Genomic DNA, 20030 nt, shown 5'->3' on the forward strand with positions numbered 1-20030 from the left:
ACCGAAGAAGGCACAGGAATCATCCGATGATACCAGCGCGGGTTCTCGGTGTTGATAAAAAGTGTAGTAACTGTTACACGCGGTAACGTCAGTGCATTCTAAGGCCGGAATCGGCGAATACGCACCCTTTTCACGAAAGTTTCCGCACGAAATCGTCGCGATGAATCGAGCGCTGTAAACAATTCCCATTCGTACTCTTGAACGTGACAGCTTTCATCCCGAAAGTCTGTCGGCTTCACCTAGGAGTACGCATGAGCCATACCAATTTCTATACGCGTGCAGCCCTGGCTTCCGTGAGTTGTGCGGCAGCCGCAATTGCCTTCGGAATAGGGCCGGCGCACGCCGCCGGATCCACCACCGTTTCGCCCGCCGGGGCGAATGTGTCGGCTACCAATTCGGGGACGGTGAAGTTCGTGGCGGGCAGCGTCACGGTGACCTGCACGACCTCGAGCACCACCGGCGCGGTACCCGCCGCGCCGAACAACTCGAACCCGAGCGGGCCGGTGACGGTTCCCATCGCGGCACCGAGCATCACCGGATGCACCACGAGCATGTGGGGTGTGAGCGCCACCGTCACCACCAGCGGCAGCTGGGCGATCACCGGCCAGAACGGCTCGCCCATCACGGGCAGCCTGGTGATTCCCACCGGTGGCGCGGTGATCAAGACCTCCGGTCTCGCCACCTGCACCGCCGTTGTCGCCCCCACGGCACCGGCGAATGTGGCCGGTTCGTGGACCAACGGGTCGCCCTCGACGGTGTCGCTGAACAACGCCTCGGCGCCCATCAAGGTGACCGGTGGATTCGGCTGCCCGACCAGCTCGACCACCGGAACGGTGACGGCCACCTACAAGGTGAACAACACCACCAACCCGTCGGTGCCGATTACCGTCGGCCCCTGATTTCAGGGTTGATATTCCGGTGACGGGTAACGCGACGAAGTCACCGCGAATCAGGTGAAGCACGCCGGTGTGCAATAAATAAAGGCCCGCATGCGTCCGATGACGCATGCGGGTCCCCGCATTCAGAGATTCCGCGGCGAGAATTGTTTCCTGTACGCGGATTTGCCATGTCCGGGTCCTGATTCGGCGGTTATCCACTGAGACATCACCGCTGTGGATATCCGATCCGAACAGCCGATTCGGATGAGATGACGCCTGGCGAATTCTCACGACCGGCGGTGTGGAGTTCAACCGATTTATTGTGTTTAGAATCGGAAACTACCGAGTTGCAACGGTCCTGCTGTTCGTTTCTTTATGATGCCTGACAACTATTACAGCAGGTCAGCAACAACTCGGATCGGCGCCCGCAGCTTGGCACAGAGATAGTCGCCATAGTACCGGTCGATCGTGCAACCGTTAATACGAACGGTGGTAACTGTTATGCCTGGTAACGGCTGGGCATTCTAAGCTGGACGAGCCGCGTTCGGGTCCCGAACGGCGGGTGATTCACCATGAAATGGTCGCGGCGAAACACGCGACATGAACAATGCGGATTCGTACTCTTGCTCCTGACAGCTTTCATTCCGAATGCTTGTCGGCTTCACCTAGGAGTACGCATGATCGAAAACAAATTCTGGACACGCGCCGCCTTGGCAAGCGTGAGTTGTGCGGCAGTTGCCGTCACTTTCGGCATCGGACCGGCAAACGCCGCCGGCTCCACCACCATTTCGCCCGCCGGCGCGAATGTGTCGGCGACGAATTCCGGGTCGGTGAAATTCGTTGCGGGCGGTGTCACCGTCACCTGCACCACCTCGAGCACCACCGGCACGGTGCCCGCCGCGCCCGGCAACACCAACCCGAGTGGGCCGGTGTCGGTGCCGATCGCGGCGCCGAGCTTCGCCGACTGCACGACGAGTCTGCCCGGCACCAGCGCCACCATCACCACCAGTGGAGATTGGGCGATCACCGGCCAGAACGGCTCGCCCATCACCGGCAGCCTGGCGATCCCCACCGGCGGCATGGTGATCAAGACCAGTGGCATCACGGCCTGCACCGCCGTGGTCGCGCCAACCGCCCCGGCAGATGTGGCAGGTACGTGGACCAACGGGACGCCCTCCACGGTGGCGCTGTCCGATGCGCCTGCACCGATCAAGGTGACCGGTGGGTTCGGCTGCCCGACCAGCGCGACCAGCGGCACGGTGACCGCCACGTACAAGGTGGACAACGCCACCGATCCGTCGACGCCGATCACGGTCGGCCCCTGATTTCAGGGTGATATTCCGGTGACGGGAATCGCGACGAAGTCACCGCGAATCAGGTGAAGCACACCGGTGTGCAATAAGGCCCGCGTGCGTTCGATGCGCACGCGGGCTCCTGATCGATTATGTCCCCCGACAGGGTATTTCCCGGTCGGGCGCACCCTTCTGCCGGGAGTAGTTTTACCGGCGCGCCGGACCCCGGTCACTTCCTGACCCTTCCCCTCCCTAGACTCGACCGCATGACCAAGGTGAATCTCGTAACAAACTACGGACCGATCGTGCTCGAGTTGGACGACCAGGCCGCGCCGAACACGGTCGCCAACTTCGTGAACTACGTGAACTCCGGCCATTACAACGGCACCGTGTTCCACCGCGTCATCCCCGGTTTCATGGTGCAGGGCGGCGGCTTCGAGCCCGGCCTGAAGCAGAAGCCCACCCAGGCGCCCATCCAGAACGAAGCAACCAACGGCCTGAAGAACGACAAGTACACCGTCGCGATGGCCCGCACCAACGACCCCCACTCGGCCACCGCCCAGTTCTTCATCAACGTCTCCGACAACGCCTTCCTCAACCACACGGCCCCCCAGGGCCAGGGCTGGGGCTACGCCGTCTTCGGCAAGGTCGCCGAGGGCACCGAAGTGGTCGACAAGATCGCCGCAGTCCCCACCGGCAACGCGGGCCCCCACCAGGACGTCCCCACCGCCGACGTCATCATCGAATCCGCAACCGTCGCCTGATCTTTCGACGCTTGCACCGGGCCGCCACCTTCCTTTCGGTGGCGGCCCGTCCCGAAGGTATTCGACTCCGGCACGCTTATGACCGCACGGGTGGCCGACCGCAATAAAGAATTGGTCGACGACGAATTCCAAAGCCCCGACTTCGTCGGTCGAACACGTAAAAGGTTTTTCAGGCTCAGGCAACCCAGGCTTTCAACGGCTCTGTATCGAGTGTGACGCCGACGGGTTCGGGGAGGGTGACCTGTGCACCGAAAGGCTGGATGAGGATTCGCTCGTACTCACCGTCGACCGGATTGCTCCGCACGACAACGGAACCCTTCTCCCGATCGATCAGGAGATACACCGGAATGCCGGTTCTGGCGTAAGCACGCGGCTTCTCGCAACGATCCCGCCGGTCCGTGTCTTGATCGTGTGATGTCACCTCGACGACCATCAATACCGGCGCAGGGTCGGCCCATTCGGGTTGTCCTGCGAAGACACCGGTCGGAGCAAGTGCACCGTGCGGGCGCGCCCGACCTGTCCGATACGAGTCGACCTTCAATCCGCGTTCGGGAAACAGCCACAGTTCGGGGCGCAGAACGAGCAGGATACGCATCAGCCACTCGAGCACACAGTCATGGTCCCCGTCCGGCACGGCCTTCGCCCCCAGCTTCCCCTCGACGAACTCCAGCCGTACACCTTCGGACATCTGACCGGCGACGCGCGCGAGTTCCTCGAACTCCCCGGTCGTCATAAGCGGCTCACGCGCTGCGGTCATGAATCAACGATACCCAGTGCATTCGCTCGACGAGGCATCCTTCACCCCGACCTTGATGACTGCGAGGGTGGGGACCCCCGAGCAGGTTTGGAGCGCGATGAGGATTGCGCTCGGTCGCCGGTGGTTGACGGCGCGTGGGTGCTCGGTGGCCGAGCACAACGGCCTGCCGCGGGAGTCGCGACAGGCCGTTGGTGAGGGCTACAAGGGCAGCACGTGGTGTTTGCGGGGGTTGCGTTGGAGTTTCTTGTCCTGGAGGAGTTTCAGGGCTCGGCGGAGTTCCAGGCGGGTGGTGGCGGGTTCGATTACCGCGTCGATGAAGCCGCGTTCGGCGGCTACCCAGGGGGTGGCGATGTTGGCGTTGTAGAAGTCGATCAGGTTTTGGCGGATGGCGGCGCGCTGGTCTTCGGGGGCGGCGGCGATCTGGGCGGCGCCGAGGAGGCTGACGGCGCCCTCGGCGCCCATCACGGCGAGGCGGGCGGTCGGCCAGGCGAGGTTGATGTCGGCGCCGAGCTGCTTGGAGCCCATCACCGCGTAGCCGCCGCCGTAGGACTTGCGGACCACCAGGGTGATCTTGGGGACCGAGGCTTCCACGTAGGAGAACAGGAAGCGGCCGCCGCGCTTGATGACGCCGACCTTCTCCTGTTCCACGCCGGGCAGGAAGCCGGGGGTGTCGACGACGAAGATCAGGGGGATCTCGAAGGCGTCGCACAGGCGCACGAAGTGCGAGGCCTTGTCCGAGGCGCGCGCGTCCAGCGCGCCGGCCGAGGCCAGCGGCTGGTTGGCGACAACACCGACGCTGCGGCCGTCGACCCTGGCGAAACCGGTGATGATGTTGGGGCCGGTGCCCGCGCTGATCTCCTTGAACTCACCGTCGTCGAAGATGCGCAGCAGGATGTCGTACATGTCGTAACCGGCGTTGTCGGAGTCCGGCATGATCGTGTTCAGCTCACGATCGGAGTCGGTGATCTCGGGCTCGATGCCCGGGTTCACGACCGGCGGAAGCTCCTGGCAGCTGCTCGGCATGTAGGCCAGGTACTCACGCACCCACTGGAACGCGGCGGCCTCGTCGACGGCAACGTGGTGGATGTTGCCGTACTCGGCCTGCGTCTTCGCACCGCCGAGCTCCTCGAGGCTCACGTCCTCGCCGGTGACCTCTTTGATGATCTTCGGACCGGTCACGAACATGTGCGCCGACTCGGTCGCCACCACCACATCGGTGCAGATCGGCTGGTACACCGCGCCACCGGCGCAGTTGCCGAGGATCACCGACACCAGCGGCACCATGCCCGACAGCGGCTCCACATTGGTCGCCATCCACGCGTACCAGGCCAGCGAGCTGATGGCCTCCTGCACGCGCGCGCCACCGGAATCGTTGATGCCGACCAGCGGGATACCGACCTTGGCGGCGTACTGCATGATCCCGCACAGCTTGCGGCCGAACGCCTCACCCACCGAACCGCCGTACACGGTCTGGTCGTGCGAGAACACCGCGACCGGACGGCCGTCGACCTGTCCGTGGCCGACGACGACACCGTCGCCGTAGAGGGCGGTCGGGTCGCCGGGCTTGCGGACCAGCGCACCGATCTCGACGAAGGTGCCCGGATCCATCAGCATGTTGATCCGGTCACGGGCACTCGGAATGCCCTTACGCGCCCGCTTTTCGATACCCTTCGCGCCCGCGGGCTCTTTGGCGAGCTCGAGCCGCTGGTTCAGATCGGCAAGCTTTTCGGCGGTCGTGCTCAACTAACTCAATCTCCCTTTGCGGAAATCGCGGCCAGCTTGGCGGCGAGGTCGGCACCGATCTGGCCGATCCGCGGTTCGTCGACGATCTGCAGGTGGTCGCCCGGAATGTGGACGATCTCCAGGTTGGGAATGTATTCGTCCCAGCCGCCATTGGGGCGGCGGTTGCCGTAACGCGGCTCGAGTTCGATGGCGCCGTCGTGGTAGCGGTCTGCCAGATACAGCACGACGTCACCGTCGTACTTGCGCGGCTGCGCCTGCTGCAGAGCGCGCTGCTCGATCCACGAAGTGCGCTGATGCTCGAGCACGCCACCGGGGATCTTCGCGCCACTCAGCTTGACGAGGTCACCGATGATCGTCATCTGCTCGGCGTCGGACGCGGCGGCGAGCTCTTCGATCTGCTCACGGTCGAGTTCGGCGGGCACGTTGTAGGTCTTCTTGGCGAAGGCCTGGTACCGCTCGAGGCGGCGAACGCGCTCCTCGAAACTGTTGTCCTCGTCTTCCACCGGCATGGCGAGGTCGATCAGACCCACGTGCCGCACATCCGCGCCTTCTTCGCGCAGCAACTGGGCGACCTGAAGCGCGAGGACCGCGCCGAGCGACCAGCCGTACAGCACGTACGGGCCGTTGCCCTGAATCTTGCGCAGCTCGGGCAGGTACTCCCTGGCGCGCTCTTCGATCGAGCCTTCGACCCGTTCGAAGCCGTACACCGGCGTGTCGGCGGGCAGACGCTTCATCAACGGCTCGTAGACGAGCGTATTGCCACCGGCCGGATGGAACACGAACACCGGCACGGCGTCGGAACCTTCCACACGAGCGCGCAGCGGACGAACGAACCCGTCCACATCGGCCCCGCTGTCCTGCAACCCGCGCACGATGTCGGACAACTGCTCGATCGTCTCGCAGTCGAGCACGTCGTCGACGGTCACCTCGGCACCCACCCGCTCGGTGAGGCGGGCCGCCATCTTCTCGGCGACCGCCTCTTCCAGAATCGGGAGAGTGTTGAAGATGCCGCCGGGCGAGGCACCTGTGACGACTGCCCAGGTGGCGTAGGTCAACCGCTCGGCCGCGTCACGTGGCGGAACGTTGTCCTCGTCGGCACTCGCATCGGCGAAGTAGTCGATATCGGCAACAGCGGACTCTTCCGCAACCGGCTCGGCGACAGCCGCATCGCTCGCAGGAGCATCGGAAACCGACTCCCCCGCAGCACTTTCCGACGGAAGCTCAGCACCGGCAGCCTTGGCCGCGGCCAACGGATCATCCCCCGCCGCGATAGCGGCCCGAGCCGCCTCGACGAAGTTCGCGTCGACCCCGAGCTCCACATCCTCGCCCGCGGCCCGCGCCGCGGCCTGCTTCTCCGCCATCGCCGCGACCTCGTCGCGGTGCTCGATCGCGTAGCGCAGCACCTTGGCCACCTCGTGCAGACTGGCATCGCGCACGGCCGACACCTGCAACTGCGGGATGTCGAACTCGTATTCCACACGGTTCTTGATGCGCATGGCCATCAGCGAGTCGAGGCCGAGTTCCATCAGCGGGATCTCCATGGGGAGGTCCTCGACGGCGTAACCCATGGACTCGGCGACGATCACGCACAGTCGCTGCTCGACGGTCTCGCTGCCGTTGGGGTCCCAGCGGTCGCTGGTGGCGACGGCGATCTCGGCGGCCGAGGGCTCGGCAGCCGGAACGGCAACGGGCGCAACCGGTTCGGGCAGGGCCGCACCGGAGGTGACGACCGCGTCGAACAACAGGGTGAACCCGACCGGCGTCTTGGCGTGCACCTGCACCGACGCCCCACCGAGGTGCGGGGTGAGCGTGGTGGTGAGGGTGCCGGTGGCGGGCAGCTCGGCGTGCGGGTGCGTCACTGTGACGGCGACATCGGAAAGCACCTGCGCGGCAGCGGCCTTCACCAGGGCGGTGAGGTCGTCGACGGAGGCCGCCTGGACCTCCCAGGCGTGACGGCCGTCGGGCATCGCGACGTGCGCGCCGGGCACGCGGGTGTTGCCCGAACCCGAGGACATCGTGACCTTGGGCCAGTACTCCTTGCGCACGAACGCGGTACGCGGGATATCGGCGTAATCACCTTCGGGCAGCAGCGAACTCAGGTTCACCGCATGACCGTGCACGTAGAGCTGGGCGAGCGCGCCGATGACACCGGCCGACTCGTCCTCCTTGCGCTTCAAGGTCGGGATCAGTTGGGCGTCGTGCACACCGGCCGCGAAGGTGGTGCCGAGAACCTGCATCAGCGCGACGGAATTCGGCGCCAGCTCGAGGAACGTGGTGTGCCCGGTGTCGACGGCGGCCTTGATCGCGTTGGTGAAGTACACGCTGTGGCGCATGTTCTTCACCCAGTACGGCTCGTCGTGGATCGGGTCGGTGCCGGGCTTGAAGTACAGGCCCTCGTGCACGGTCGAGTACAGGCCCACCTTCAGCGACGTGGGCTCGATGCCGGCGAGTTCGGCGGCGAGTTCGCCGAGCAGCGGATCCATCTGGGAGGTGTGGCCCGCGCCGCGGGTCGGCAGGATGCGGGCGAACTTGCCCATGCCCTCCACCTCGGCGACGATCTGCTCCACCTGATCGCGCGGACCACCGATGACGGTGTTCGTCGGCGCCGCGTACACCGCGCATTCCACATCGGGGAAGCGCGGCAGCAGCTGGGCCACGTCGTGGGCGCTGAGTTCGACCAGTGCCATATTGCGCACGTCGTCCTCGGTGATCATCTGCTCGCCCTCGCCCATCAGGCGCGAGCGGGCGCAGATCACGCGCACCGCGTCCTCGATCGACAGACCGCCCGCGATGTAGGCGCCGGCGACCTCACCCATCGAATGACCAACCACCGCGGCGGGTTCCGCGCCGTGTGCGCGTAGCACGGCGGCCAGGCCGAGCTGGATGGTGAAGATACCGACCTGGCAGGTGCCGACGTCGTAGTCCTGCTCGTCGTCGAGGAACATCTCGCGAATCGAGTAGCCGGCCTCGTCCTGCACCAGCTCGTCGACCTCGTCGACCGTCTTACGGAAGATCGAGTTCTCGGTGTAGAGCTGCTTGGCCATCTTGCGGTGCTGGGAGCCGAAACCGGCCATCACCCACACCGGACCGTTGGACGCGGGCGAGTCGGCGGTGAACACACCGGCGCCCGGCTTGCCCTCGGCGATCGCGCGCAGGCCGGCCACGGCCTCCTCGTGCGTCTTGGCGACGACGACACCGCGCGAACGCTGGTGGCTGCGCCTGGCCAGCGAACGGGCCACGTCGGCCAGCGGCACATCCTTGCCCGCACCCTCTAGCCAGTCGGCGAGCCGGGCGGCGGCACGCTTGCGGCGCGACGGCAGGTAGGCCGACACGGCGAGGATCACCGGCAGCGGCTCCTCGCGGTCGCCGTCCCACTCGAGCGGGGCCGGTTCGACGGCGGCCTCGGTGATCGCGACGGCCTCGGCGACCACATCGGTGGTCTCCTCACCCTCGACCTGGGCGGCGGCGACCTGCTCGGACGTCACGTCCTCGACGACGGGCTGCGACGGCACGTATTCCTGCAGCACCACGTGCGCGTTGGTGCCACCGAAACCGAAACCGGAGATACCGACGGTGGCGACACCGCTGTAGCGCGGGAACTCGGTCGGCTCGTCGACGACCTTGAGGTTGGCCTGCTCGAACGGGATGTACGGGCTCGGGCCCGCGTAGTTGATGTTCGGCGGAATCACGTTGTGCTGGAACGACATCAGCACCTTGGCCAGAGCGGGCACGCCCGCACCGGATTCGAGGTGGCCGAAGTTGGTCTTCACCGAACCGAGCAGGGCGGGCTTGTCGGCCTCGCGGCCACGGCCGATGACGCGGGCCAGCGCGTCGGCCTCGATCGGGTCACCGATGGGAGTGCCGGTGCCGTGCGCCTCGATGTAGTCGACCGAGGAGGGGGCGATGCGCGCGTCGCGGTAGGCGGCACGCAGCACGTCGACCTGGGCGTCGGGGTTGGGGGCGAACAGGCCGTTGGAGCGGCCGTCGGAGTTCACGGCCGAACCCTTGATCACGCCGAGGATGTTGTCGCCGTCGCGTTCGGCGTCGACGAGGCGCTTGAGCACGACCAGGCCCGCGCCCTCGGAACGGACCATGCCGTCGGCGTCGGAGGAGAACGCCTTGATGTGCCCGTCCTTGGCGACCGCGCCGTTCTGGTCGAAACCGAGCGTGATCACCGGGGCCAGCATCATGTTCACGCCGCCGGCGAGCGCCACATCGGCCTCGCCGTCACGCAGTGCGCGCACCGCCTGGTGCACCGCGACGATGGTCGAGGAGCAGGCGGTGTCGACGGTGATCGAGGGGCCACGGAAGTCGAAGAAGTACGAGACACGGTTCGCGATCACACCGGTCGACGCGCCGAGCAGGGCATAACCCTCGGCCGACACCGGCAGATCCGGATCACGGTCGCCCAGCCCCAGCGAGGCGAGCAGCTGGAAGTCGCTGGTCGAGGAGCCGACGAACACGCCGACCTTGCCGCCCTTGAGGTCACTGGCCGGAATGCGCGCGTGCTCGAGCGCTTCCCAGGTGAGCTCCATCATCAGCCGCTGCTGCGGGTCGACCCGCTCCACCTCGACCGGCGACATCGCGAAGAACTCCGCGTCGAAGCCCTTCACCACGTCCTGGTCCAGGTAGCCGCCGAGGGTGTTGCCCGCCTCGATGGCCGCCGCGACCGACGGGTCGGCGCGGAACTCGTCCCAGCGGCCCTCCGGCAGCTCACGGATCGCGTCGCCGCGGCCCATGATGAATTCCCAGGTCGACTCGGGAGTGTCGCCCGCGCCCGGCAGCCGCGTCGACAGGCCGACCACGGCGATGTCGTGCGCCTCACCGGGGGCGAAGCTCGCGGTGTACTCGTCGGCCGACTCCTCGACCTCCTCCGGCTCACCGTTGACGATGATCTCGGCCAGCGACGCGATGGTCGGGTGCTGGTAGATCACCGTGGGAGCCAGCGAAACGCCGGTGCGGTCCTCGATGTCGCCGCCGAGGGCCAGCGCGTCGCGCGAGGCAAGCCCGAACTCCTCCATCGGCCGGTCGACGGTGATCGCGTCGATCGACTGGCCGGTCGCGTCGGCGACCCAGCGGCGCAGCCAGTCACGCAGCTCGGCGACCGAGAGTTCGGTCTGCTCCGCGGGGAGGTCGGGGTTCTGGGTGGGCGTGCCCTCGTTGTCAGCCATCAATTCCTCAAGCTACCTGTCTGCGTACAGGGCGCGCCGTGGATTGACGCCCGGTGTGGTCACACCGGGCGTCAGCTCCGAGCCGGTCGGCCGATTACTCTTCCGGTGCATCGGGGAAAGCCTGCTGGGTGTAACCACCGCGCAGCGTTCCCTCGAGGTAGGCGGCCTTGCAGGCGCGCCGGGCGATCTTGCCGCTGGACGTACGCGGAATGGAACCCGCGGGCACGAGCAGCACGTCACGCGCGGTGACGCCGTGGCGCTGCGAGATCGCCGCGCGCACGGCGTCGGCGATCGGGCCCGGGTCGGCCTTACCGGCGCCGGGACCGCGTTCGGCCACGATCACCAGCTGCTCGGACGCGTCGTCGGCGTCGAACTTGATGCCCGAGTGGCTGTCGGCGGCGAACACCTCGGCGGGCAGCTGGTTGGCGGGCACCGCGAAAGCGGCGACGAAACCGGGACGCAGCGCCGTCGAGGCCTCCTGGGCGGAGTACTCGAGGTCCTGCGGGTAGTGGTTACGTCCGTCGACGATCACCAGGTCCTTCACGCGACCGGTGATGTACAGCTCACCCTCGAAGTACACGCCGTAGTCGCCGGTGCGCATCCAGTCGGCACCGGGCTCGGTGCCCTCGGTGTGCCCACCCGGCTGCGCTTCGGCGATCTTGTTGCGGAACGTCTTGGCCGACTCGTCGGGGCGACCCCAGTAGCCGATGCCCATGTTCTTGCCGTGCAGCCAGATCTCACCGACCCGGCCGTCGGGCAGCTCACGGCCGCCCTTGGGATCGTCGATCGACTCCGGGTCGATGATCGCGGCCCACTGCGACAACCCGACGTAACCGCAGGAGACCTGCGCGATGGCGTTCGGCGCGGTCGGCTCGACCCGAACCATCCGGCCCGCGTTCAGCTCGTCGCGGTCGACGTAGATGTACTTGGCCTCGTCCTCGGACTTGGTCGCCGAGACGAACAGCGTCGCCTCCGCCATGCCGTAGCAGGGCTTGATGGCCGTCTTGGGCAGACCGAACGGCGCGAACGCCTCGTTGAACTTCTTCATCGAGGACACGGTCACCGGCTCGGACCCGTTGATCAGGCCGATCACGTTCGACAGGTCGAGCGACTCGCCCGCCTTCGGCACACCACGCGCGGCGGCGTGCTCGAACGCGAAGTTCGGCGCGGCGGCGAAGGTACCGGCACCGTCGGAGACGGCGGCCAGCTCATTGATCCAGCGCGAGGGGCGGCGCACGAACGCGCTCGGCGACATGATGGTGATGAACTTGCCGCCGACGGCGGGCAGGATCACGGTCAGCAGGCCCATGTCGTGGAACAGCGGCAGCCAGGTGACGCCGCGCGAGTTCTCGTTCATGTTCAGCGACTTGATCATCTGCAGCAGGTTCGTCCCGACCGCGCGGTGCGTGATCTCCACGCCGGCGGGGGTGCGGGTGGAACCCGAGGTGTACTGCAGGTAGGCGATGTCGTCGATCGCGGTGTCGGGGCGGACCCACGAGTCACCGAGGGTGTCGGGGATCGCGTCGACAGCGATGATGCGCGGGCGCTGAGCGGCGGGCAGCGAACGGAAGAACTGGCGCACGCCTGCCGCCGAGGAGGTAGCGGTGAGGATCGCCGACGGCTCGCAGTCGCCGAGCACGGCATGCAGCCGGTCGGTGTGGCCGGGTTCGTCCGGATCGAACAGCGGCACCGAGATGGTGCCCGCGTAGATCGCGGCGAAGAAGGAGATCACGTAGTCCAGGCCCTGCGGCGCGAGGATCGCGACCCGGTCGCCCGGGTTGGTCACCTGTTGCAGGCGAGCGGCCACCGCGCGCAGCCGAACTCCGAACTCCTGCCAGGTCAGCTCGTGCACCTCGCCGTCGCGTTCCCGCGAATAGTCGATGTAGCGGTACGCGAGCGTGTTCGCATCGTTACGGGTGTGCTTCTCGACGTGATCGACCAGGGTCCGACCCTCGGGAATAACGATGTTCCCGGTCTCGTCCAGGTAGTCGTCGAAAGTCTCTTCCATTCCTTCTTCTCCTCCGAGGCCGAGTCACCGGTGAATTCGTCCAACGCATTTCGACGTTGACGCCGGTGCGGCCACGACTCGCTATCGCCACCGGCCCCCGGAGCACGCCGGAGCATGCATCCTGACAACCTGCGGATTTTCGAGCGGTCTGCGCGGTAGACCGCTATCGGCTAGATGTTCTCAAACCAGAGTCATGTTACAGAGAACCCCCGCTCAGTCCTCCCGCAGCAGCGGAATGACAGGCGCGAACGCGTCCATCTGGGTGGGGAAGATGCCGACATACGACATCGACGTGAGTTCGCGCACACGCTTGATCTGTTCGGCGATTTCCTCGAACGTACCGATCGCGACGTAGGGCGAGTTCAGAATATCTTCCACCGAGAGCTCCACGTCGACCTCGAGGTCCGGGTGCAGGCCGCGATCGATCGCGCGCAGCGCCATCTCGGCGGTCTTCTCCCGGTCGTCGGTGATGACGATGGCGGTGATGGCCCAGTTCAGTTCGATGTCGGCGAACCGGTCACCGGCAGCGGCCTTGACGATGTTGACCTTCTCGATCGTCTTCTCGAGCGTGATGCCCGAGAGCAGGCCCTTGCCGTTCTTGGTCGTCTGCGGCACCACCGAGACGATGTCGGCGTGCTTGGCCGCCAGGGCGAGCATCTTCGGGCCGCCACCACCGGTACACAGCGGCGGACGCGGGCCCTGCCTCGGGCGCGGCGTGCCCTTGATGCCGCGCACCTGGTAGTGCTTGCCCTCGAAGTTGCATTCCTGGCCGCGCAGCAGCGTGTCGAGAATCGTCAGCGACTCGTCTAGCTTCTCCAGGCGCACGCCCGGACGCTCGTACGGGATGCCCGCGTTCTCGAACTCTTCCTTGATCCAGCCCGCGCCGACGCCGACTTCCAGCCTGCCCTTGGACAGCACGTCGATGGTCGCCAGGTCCTTGGCGAGCACGACGGGATGGCGGAATCCGTTGGCCAGCACCGAGGTGCCGAGCCGGATCTTGCTCGTGGCCTGCGTGAGTGCGCCCAGCGCGGCGATCGGGCCGATCTGGTCACCCAGGTGATCGGGCACGACGAACGTGTCGTAACCCATCTCCTCGGCTTCCTGTGCCGTCTGGACGAACTTGCGCGCGCCACCCTCCTGCTTGTTGCCCTCGCCCGCCGCGGCGAAACGGAACGGACGCAGCGGCGTACCCAGCGCGGTCAACTCACCGACGGGTGCCCCAGCTTCGGTCATGAACTCTTCGCTCCTGGCTCTCCGGTGTGTTCGGGCGCAATCACCAGCGCACTTTACAGCGTGCGAGCGAACAGTACTGCGGATGTCACAGCGAGGCATGAACCACGCCAAACATGGCGGCCCTGTGACTGTGACAACCTCGTCTTGCGAAACTCAGGAATGCGGTGGATGGGGGGCGTTCTGGATGAGCTCGCTCGCCCAGTCGACCGTCCACTGGGTGGCCGTGGTGCCCTGTCCGTCGACGGTATTGCTCGCGTAGAGCGCGTGCACCGGGTTGCCCGCCGACCGGATCAGCGCAGCGAGACTGCCCAGCGCGTTCACCGGATTGAGCGCTTCGCGCGGCGCGTCGCAGATCATGTCGCCGGGGGCGCAGATGGAGAACACCTTCGGTGCCAGCTCGCCGAAACCACCCTCACGCGGGCCGGTCATCGTGATTCCCGGCACGTTCACCCCCCGCAACGCGACTTCGGCACCCTCGCCCGCAGGCGGCGGGTCGCCGATCTCGGTCGGCTGGCCGGGGCCGGTGTTCGCGGTACGGCGGCCGTCGGCGATCACGGTGACGCCGAGTACCCGGTCGGCGGGGATCGGGCCGTTGCCCGCGCCGATCTGGGCGGCCACGTCACCGGCGATCACCGCGCCCTGGGAGAACCCGGCGATCACGTAGGTGGTGAGCGGGCACTGCTGGTGACGCTGAGCCAGGATGTCGGTGGCCCGCGCGGTGCCCTCGGTGCGGCTGTTGTTGTAGGAGGCCTGACCGTCGGGCGGGATGGCGATGGGGTTGGAGAACTGTGCCACGTAGGGCACGGTGTACACCTCGAGCCGGTTCTCCGGGAACTGGGCGCGCAGCGGATTGGTGATGCTGAGCATCAGCGAGATCGGATTGGCCGTCGGGTTGTACGGGTCGTCGTTGCTCGCCGACTCCCAGGTACCGGGAATCGACAGCAACATCACATCGGGACAGTCCGCCGACTGCGACGTCGGTGGCGGGGGCCCGGGCGTCGTCGGCCCCGGCTCACGCAACCGGCCCGCGAGCAGGTACCACAGCAGCACGATGACGATGATCGCCAGGACGAGCAGCGCGAGTACCGTCAGACACCCCGCAGGCCAGAACCTGCGGGTACGTCGCGTCGGTCGGGGGTTCATCAGCAGTAGGTGGAGTTCGCGGCCGCGATGTAGATCTCGGCGGCCTTGTTGACGTCCATCTTGGCCGGGTCGAACGCCGCGTCGGTGCCCGCCATCGCGGCGACGAAGGTGGCGATGTCGGCGTCACTCGCGCCGGTGCTCTTCGCCGAGCAGATGTAGGTGGCCGCGGTGATCGCGCTGGTCTGGTCGGCCGGATGGATGCCGTTCTTGCCGAGCTCGTCGAGGAACGCCTTGTCCTTGCCGGTGGCCGGGGTCTCCTCGACGGTCGGCGCGACCTGCGGCTGCTCGGGCGCCGAGGTCTCGGACTCCGGCGCCGCCGAGGTGGTGTCCTCGGCCGCCGAGGTGGCGGGAGCCTGCGTGGTCGCCGACGCGGCGGCGCTCGCACTCGACGAAAGGGTCGGTGTCTGCGAGGCGGTCGAGTCGTTGTCGCCGCAGGCGGACAGCAGGGCGACGGCCGCGAGGGCCGCGACCGATCCGGCTACCTTGCCAGGGATCCGATGCATGAAGATGTCTTTCCTCGATCGTTAGTCAGGGGAGCGGTCGCTGCCAAGGCTAGCCGGACACACGGGTGGTCCGGGCGCCCCGGCACGAACCTCAGCGAGTTCTCAGCCCGAGCTCACACACCGTGCACTTCGGATCTGCCGTCACGCACCACGATGAACCCGGTCTGAAAATTCTGCTGCACACCACCCGGAACGGTGAACTCGTCGCTCACCGGATACCCCAGACGGCCGTTCTCGAAGCCCTGTGCGGCCCAGGCGTCGGCCAGCGGGCCCGGTCGCACGGCGAAGGCACCCGAGAGCGGGCTCCAGTAGATGGTGCCGCCCTCGAACCGGGTGGCCCGGCCGAAGTCCTTCAGCGGCAACTCACCCGACACCGGGAACCCCAGCGGGCTGTTCTCGAATCCGAGCTGGGCGTACTTGTCGAGGATGAAACCCTCCACGCGGTGCGCGCCGGTGGCGGCGCTGTGGAACATGGTGCCGTGTTCGAAGGCCTGCACCGCGCCGTCACGGCTGGGCGTGCGCGCCTCGGCGGCCAGCGGGTAGCCCGCGGGCCCACCCTCGAAGCCCTGCCTGCCCCATTCCTCGAGGAAGGCGCCGCGCACCACCTGCGCGCCGGTCTGCGGCGTCCAGTAGATCGAGCCGCCCTCGAAGGTCTGCATGCGGCCGCGCCCGTCGGGCAGGCCGTGCTCGTCGCCGGTCGGCAGCCCCAACGGCGAAGCGGCACCGCCGATTCCGGCATACGTACCGCCGATCCGGCCGCCGACGGCGTGGGTACCGGTCGCGGCCGAATGGAACACCCGGCCGTTCATGAAGTCCTGTACCACCCCGGCGCCCGCCGCGTACTCCCCCGTGACGCACCCGCCGAGCCAATTCGCCACCTGCACAACCGAACCGATCGCCCCGCCCGCCGCGCACTGCGCCCCACCGGGCTCCGTGCCCAGCGCGGCCGCGGCTTGCGGCCACGACTGACGCATCTCGAAATCCCAGTACGGCCACGAATGTGTGCCCGCCGGACGGTAATTCGCCTGCACCGGGATCGCGAGCTTCTCCAGCTTGGTCACGAAATTCTGGGTCGACAGACGCGAGAGGATCTCCAGCCCGGTGCCCGCCCAGTTCTCGCTCAGCAGCGGGATCTCGCCCGCTTGATCGTGGCTGCCCGCCAACCCGCTGCCGCTAGAGACGTACATGCTCACGCCTTTGAGCTTCTCCGCGAGCAGATAGGGGTCGTGGGCGGCCCACTCCGGGCTGCCGGGGGGACCCCACATGGCCGACGATTCGAACCCGCCCGCGTCGCGGACCGCGAATTCGATCGCCTGGGGCATACCGAGCGTCGTCGTGGTGAGCAGGCCCGAGTACGAGGCCACGTACTTCATCAGGCCGGGATTGCGGCCCGCCAGGTTCATCGCGGCCGTGCCGCCCATCGAAAGCCCCTGGACGCCACGCACATCCGTCGTGCGCCAATCACGTTCGAGCACCGGCGGGAGTTCCTTGGTGAGGAAGGTCTCCCACTTGTACACATGACCGTTGTTGGGCTCGAGCCAATCGGAGTAGAAGCTGGACTGACCGCCCACCGGCAGCACCACGTTCACGTTCTTGTCGGCGTAGAAGCCTTCGGCGTCGGCGTCTTTGGTCCAGCCGTTCTCGTCGTCCTGGGCGCGCAGGCCGTCGAGCATCAGCATCATCGGGAACGCGGCGTCGGGCCGGGCGTGCCAGTCGCGGGCCAGCAGCATCTGCACCTGGATGGGGGTGTTCATGGCGGGCGAGAAGACCGTAAGGGCCACCCGTCGGTCCGTCAGCCACTCCACCCGTTGCACCGACGCCACCGCGGCCTGTGCGGGCGTGGGAACGGTGAGTGCCGGACCGAGCAGGGCGGCGGTCATGGCCGCGATTCCGAGGATCCGCCGAATCGGCGCCCGGAGACGATGTTTCTGCAACACGCGCGACCTCCTATCCCCACCCTGGGACACAGCCTCCGTCACGTTGTACCGCAGTACCGGCCGATAACCGGGGAAGACACGCGAAGCGCCCGCACAGCAAAAAGACCGGCCCACCCTGCGGGTGAGCCGGTCTTCTCAGCGTTGCTGTGCGGAAACTACTCAGGCACCGAGCGCGCCGAGGATCTGCGGGCGAGCCTTCCACAGCTGGTCTTCCCAGTACTTCCACGAGTGGGTACCGGTGGCCGGGAAGTCGAAGGTGGCCGGGATGCCGAGGCTGGCCAGACGACGCTGGAACGCCAGGGTGCTCACGAACGAGATGGCCTCGATGCCCATCGCGTTGGCGGTGTTGTACACCCCGCCCAGACCGGCCGGACGATCGTGCTGACCGGGCAGGCCGTTGGCCGAGGAGATGAACATCGGCAGACCACGCAGCTCCGGCGCGAACACCATCGGGTCCATCCGCAGCCACGCCGGGCTCCACGGAGCGGCCATGGAGTCGACGTTGAAGCGGCCCGCGTCGAGCATCATCACGCGGATGGCCTCACGCATGCCGGGGGCACCCCAGTTCAGCGGGCCCGACAGCGAGGAAGCGTGCTTGAACTGGTCGCGGTGCAGAGCGGCCAGCCGCAGCGCGGCCGGACCCGACATCGACAGGCCGAGCACCGCGTTGTTGTGGCGGGAAACGCCGTAGCCCTCGAGGAAGGCGGGGAGCTCTTCGGTGAGGAAGGTTTCCCACTTGTAGGTGGTCTTCTGACCGTTGGTGTTGGACGCGGCGGTCCAGTCGGCGTACCAGCTGGACTGGCCACCGACCGGCATCACCAGGGTGACGTTGTCGTTGGCGAACTGCTGCATCGCGTTGGTCTCGAAGGACCAGGCGTTGCGGTCGTCACGGGCGCGCAGACCGTCGAGCAGGTACAACGCGGCATTGCCGCCGTTGCGGGCCCACTGGACCTGGACCTTCACCGGCCCCATCTTCGACGGGACCATCAGTTCTTCGTAGCCACCCGCGGGCGCACGCAGTGCGACTCCCGGAACCGGCGCGGCGAACGCAGTCGGGGCTGCCGCACCCGCGGCGATCGGCAGCACGAGGGCTGCTGCGCCGACAGCTAGAATTCGATTACGCCAACCACGAGGTGCTGTGCCCCGGGAGGTACCCGGCTGGTCACCCTTCGGCGCGACGGCCTTGCCGAAACGCATGTGAATTCCGCTCTCTTTCTGCTGTTATGGCATGCCAGACACGTCGGTGCCAACAACCGGATCCCGACACTCCGGTCGTCAGAAGAGATGAAACAACGATCTGGTCACACTTACGCTCGCTGGAGGATATTCGACTGGCGAATTACTTGCAAGGGCAGTGACATTGGCGGCTGGCGCCGCGGGGTTTTCGGCCCTGAGGGCCTCGCACCCGAAGGGCGATACTGCGCCTGCGGCGTTACATCTCACCCTTCGGGTGCGAGGCGGCCGAAAACCCGTTGTTGTCCGGACAGACGAAACCGGCGCCGAAATATTCGGCGCCGGTTCATGTTTTGTCAGCCGATATTGTTCGACAGGTCCGGGATCATGCGCAGGGCCTCGTCGTTCCAGGTGTTCCAGGCGTGGATGCCGAAGGGCGGGAACGAGTAAGTGACGTTGCGTGCGCCGAGGGTGGCCATGCGGACTTCGAAGGCGCGAGTGTTCGCCAGTGCCAGCGCTTCCAGCGCCATTCCGTTGACGGTGTTGATGTTCGGTCCGTCGGAACTGGTCGGCAAGCCTGAGCCCGCCGCTATCCACAGGCGGGTGTTGTTGCGGACCAGGTTGGGGGCGAACACGAACGGGTCCATCCGCAGCCACTGTGGGCCCCACGGCGGGGCCATGGAGTCCACGTTGTAGCCGCCCGCGTCGATCATGCCGAGGCGGATGGCCTCACGCATACCGGGCGCGGAGATGTTCAGGTAGCCCGAGTAGGCGCCCGCGAAGGAGAACTGGTCGGGGTGATAGGCGGCGAGAGTGAGCGCCGCCGAACCGCCCATCGACAGGCCGAACACGCCGTTGCGGGTGCGGCTGAAGCCGAGCCGGTCGCCCAGCGCGTTGGGCAGTTCCCTGGTGAGGAAGGTTTCCCACTGGTACCGGTAGCTCTTGCCCGGTCCGCCTGCGAACGCGTCGACCGCGCCGGAACCGGTGGCGGGGCCGGTGCCGGGCACACCGAAGAAGCTGCTCGGGGAATTCCAGTCGGCGTAGAAACTCGACATTCCACCGACCGGCATCACCACGTTGATATCGGCCCGCGCGAGCGCGTTGGGGATATCGGTCTCGATTTCCCAGCCGTTGAGATGCTCGGGGGCGCGCATACCGTCGAGGACATAGACCACTCGATTGGTGTTGCCGTTGGCCGCGCGCAGAATGCGCGTCTTCACCGGGCCCATACCGGAATCGACCCAGAAGTCGAAAGCGGCCGGGTTGAAGCCCGCGGCGGCCGGCGCGGCGGTGCCGCCGACGGCCGTGGTGAGCGGGACGAGCAGAGCCATGGACACGCCCGCGGCCCATCGCCGCACCCACGATCCGCGGGTTGCGGTCTTCACGGGTCCACGCTCGCGGCGCAGTGTTCGCATTCGACTAGACCTT

14 protein-coding genes are annotated in these 20030 nt (G+C 66.8%); 3 read left to right on the top strand and 11 right to left on the bottom strand.

Annotation, left to right across the window (positions count from 1 at the left end; all coding sequences use genetic code 11):
- Positions 1 to 268 precede the first annotated feature (268 nt).
- Positions 269 to 571 (bottom strand): hypothetical protein, encoded by a 303-nt coding sequence (locus tag NI2_RS35315; RefSeq protein WP_243750026.1) that lies wholly within the window; start codon positions 569 to 571, stop codon positions 269 to 271.
- Between NI2_RS35315 and NI2_RS35320 the strand changes: the two genes are divergently transcribed.
- The 3 genes from NI2_RS35320 to NI2_RS24530 all read left to right on the top strand — a co-directional run bounded on the left by NI2_RS35320 (position 561) and on the right by NI2_RS24530 (position 2934).
- The gene (locus NI2_RS35320) at positions 561 to 899 is read left to right on the top strand and encodes a hypothetical protein (protein ID WP_243750027.1); all 339 of its coding nucleotides are present in this window, start codon (positions 561 to 563) and stop codon (positions 897 to 899) included. The two genes, NI2_RS35315 and NI2_RS35320, sit on opposite strands and share 11 nt — an antisense overlap.
- Before the next feature lie 656 nt (positions 900 to 1555).
- Entirely contained in the window at positions 1556 to 2203 is a 648-nt protein-coding gene (locus tag NI2_RS24525; protein ID WP_067494860.1) for a hypothetical protein, read from the top strand.
- 233 nt (positions 2204 to 2436) lie between these two features.
- Positions 2437 to 2934 carry a peptidylprolyl isomerase gene (locus tag NI2_RS24530; RefSeq protein ID WP_067494863.1) on the top strand — a complete coding sequence of 166 codons (498 nt, stop codon included), beginning with the start codon at positions 2437 to 2439 and terminating at the stop codon, positions 2932 to 2934.
- A 175-nt stretch (positions 2935 to 3109) separates the two neighbouring features.
- Here the strand turns inward: NI2_RS24530 and NI2_RS24535 are convergent, their stop codons facing one another.
- The 10 genes from NI2_RS24535 to NI2_RS24580 form a co-directional block, all read right to left on the bottom strand.
- The gene (locus tag NI2_RS24535) at positions 3110 to 3691 is read right to left on the bottom strand and encodes a Uma2 family endonuclease (RefSeq protein WP_067494866.1); all 582 of its coding nucleotides are present in this window, start codon (positions 3689 to 3691) and stop codon (positions 3110 to 3112) included.
- 198 nt (positions 3692 to 3889) lie between these two features.
- Positions 3890 to 5434, bottom strand: a complete 1545-nt coding sequence (locus NI2_RS24540) for an acyl-CoA carboxylase subunit beta (RefSeq protein WP_067494870.1) — start codon at positions 5432 to 5434, stop codon at positions 3890 to 3892.
- 5 nt (positions 5435 to 5439) lie between these two features.
- A complete protein-coding gene (gene pks13, locus NI2_RS24545; protein WP_067494873.1) occupies positions 5440 to 10605 on the bottom strand; it encodes a polyketide synthase Pks13 in 5166 nt (1721 codons plus the stop codon).
- A gap of 94 nt (positions 10606 to 10699) precedes the next feature.
- The gene (gene fadD32 / locus NI2_RS24550; protein ID WP_067494876.1) at positions 10700 to 12613 is read right to left on the bottom strand and encodes a long-chain-fatty-acid--AMP ligase FadD32; all 1914 of its coding nucleotides are present in this window, start codon (positions 12611 to 12613) and stop codon (positions 10700 to 10702) included.
- Between the two features lie 213 nt (positions 12614 to 12826).
- Positions 12827 to 13846: an LLM class F420-dependent oxidoreductase gene (locus NI2_RS24555; RefSeq protein ID WP_067494879.1), complete on the bottom strand. Its 1020-nt coding sequence runs from the start codon at positions 13844 to 13846 to the stop codon at positions 12827 to 12829.
- A gap of 153 nt (positions 13847 to 13999) precedes the next feature.
- Entirely contained in the window at positions 14000 to 14989 is a 990-nt protein-coding gene (locus NI2_RS24560; RefSeq protein WP_067494880.1) for a cutinase family protein, read from the bottom strand.
- Positions 14989 to 15492 (bottom strand): DUF732 domain-containing protein, encoded by a 504-nt coding sequence (locus NI2_RS24565; protein WP_067494883.1) that lies wholly within the window; start codon positions 15490 to 15492, stop codon positions 14989 to 14991. The genes NI2_RS24560 and NI2_RS24565 overlap by 1 nt, the downstream gene beginning before the upstream one ends.
- A gap of 113 nt (positions 15493 to 15605) precedes the next feature.
- Positions 15606 to 17372 carry an alpha/beta hydrolase-fold protein gene (locus NI2_RS24570; RefSeq protein WP_067494885.1) on the bottom strand — a complete coding sequence of 589 codons (1767 nt, stop codon included), beginning with the start codon at positions 17370 to 17372 and terminating at the stop codon, positions 15606 to 15608.
- 216 nt (positions 17373 to 17588) lie between these two features.
- Positions 17589 to 18626, bottom strand: a complete 1038-nt coding sequence (locus tag NI2_RS24575) for an alpha/beta hydrolase (protein ID WP_243750028.1) — start codon at positions 18624 to 18626, stop codon at positions 17589 to 17591.
- 332 nt (positions 18627 to 18958) lie between these two features.
- Positions 18959 to 20017, bottom strand: a complete 1059-nt coding sequence (locus NI2_RS24580) for an alpha/beta hydrolase (protein ID WP_067494888.1) — start codon at positions 20015 to 20017, stop codon at positions 18959 to 18961.
- Positions 20018 to 20030 lie beyond the last annotated feature (13 nt).

The sequence above is a fragment of the Nocardia ignorata NBRC 108230 genome (genome assembly GCF_001612905.1).
GTDB lineage: Bacteria > Actinomycetota > Actinomycetes > Mycobacteriales > Mycobacteriaceae > Nocardia > Nocardia ignorata.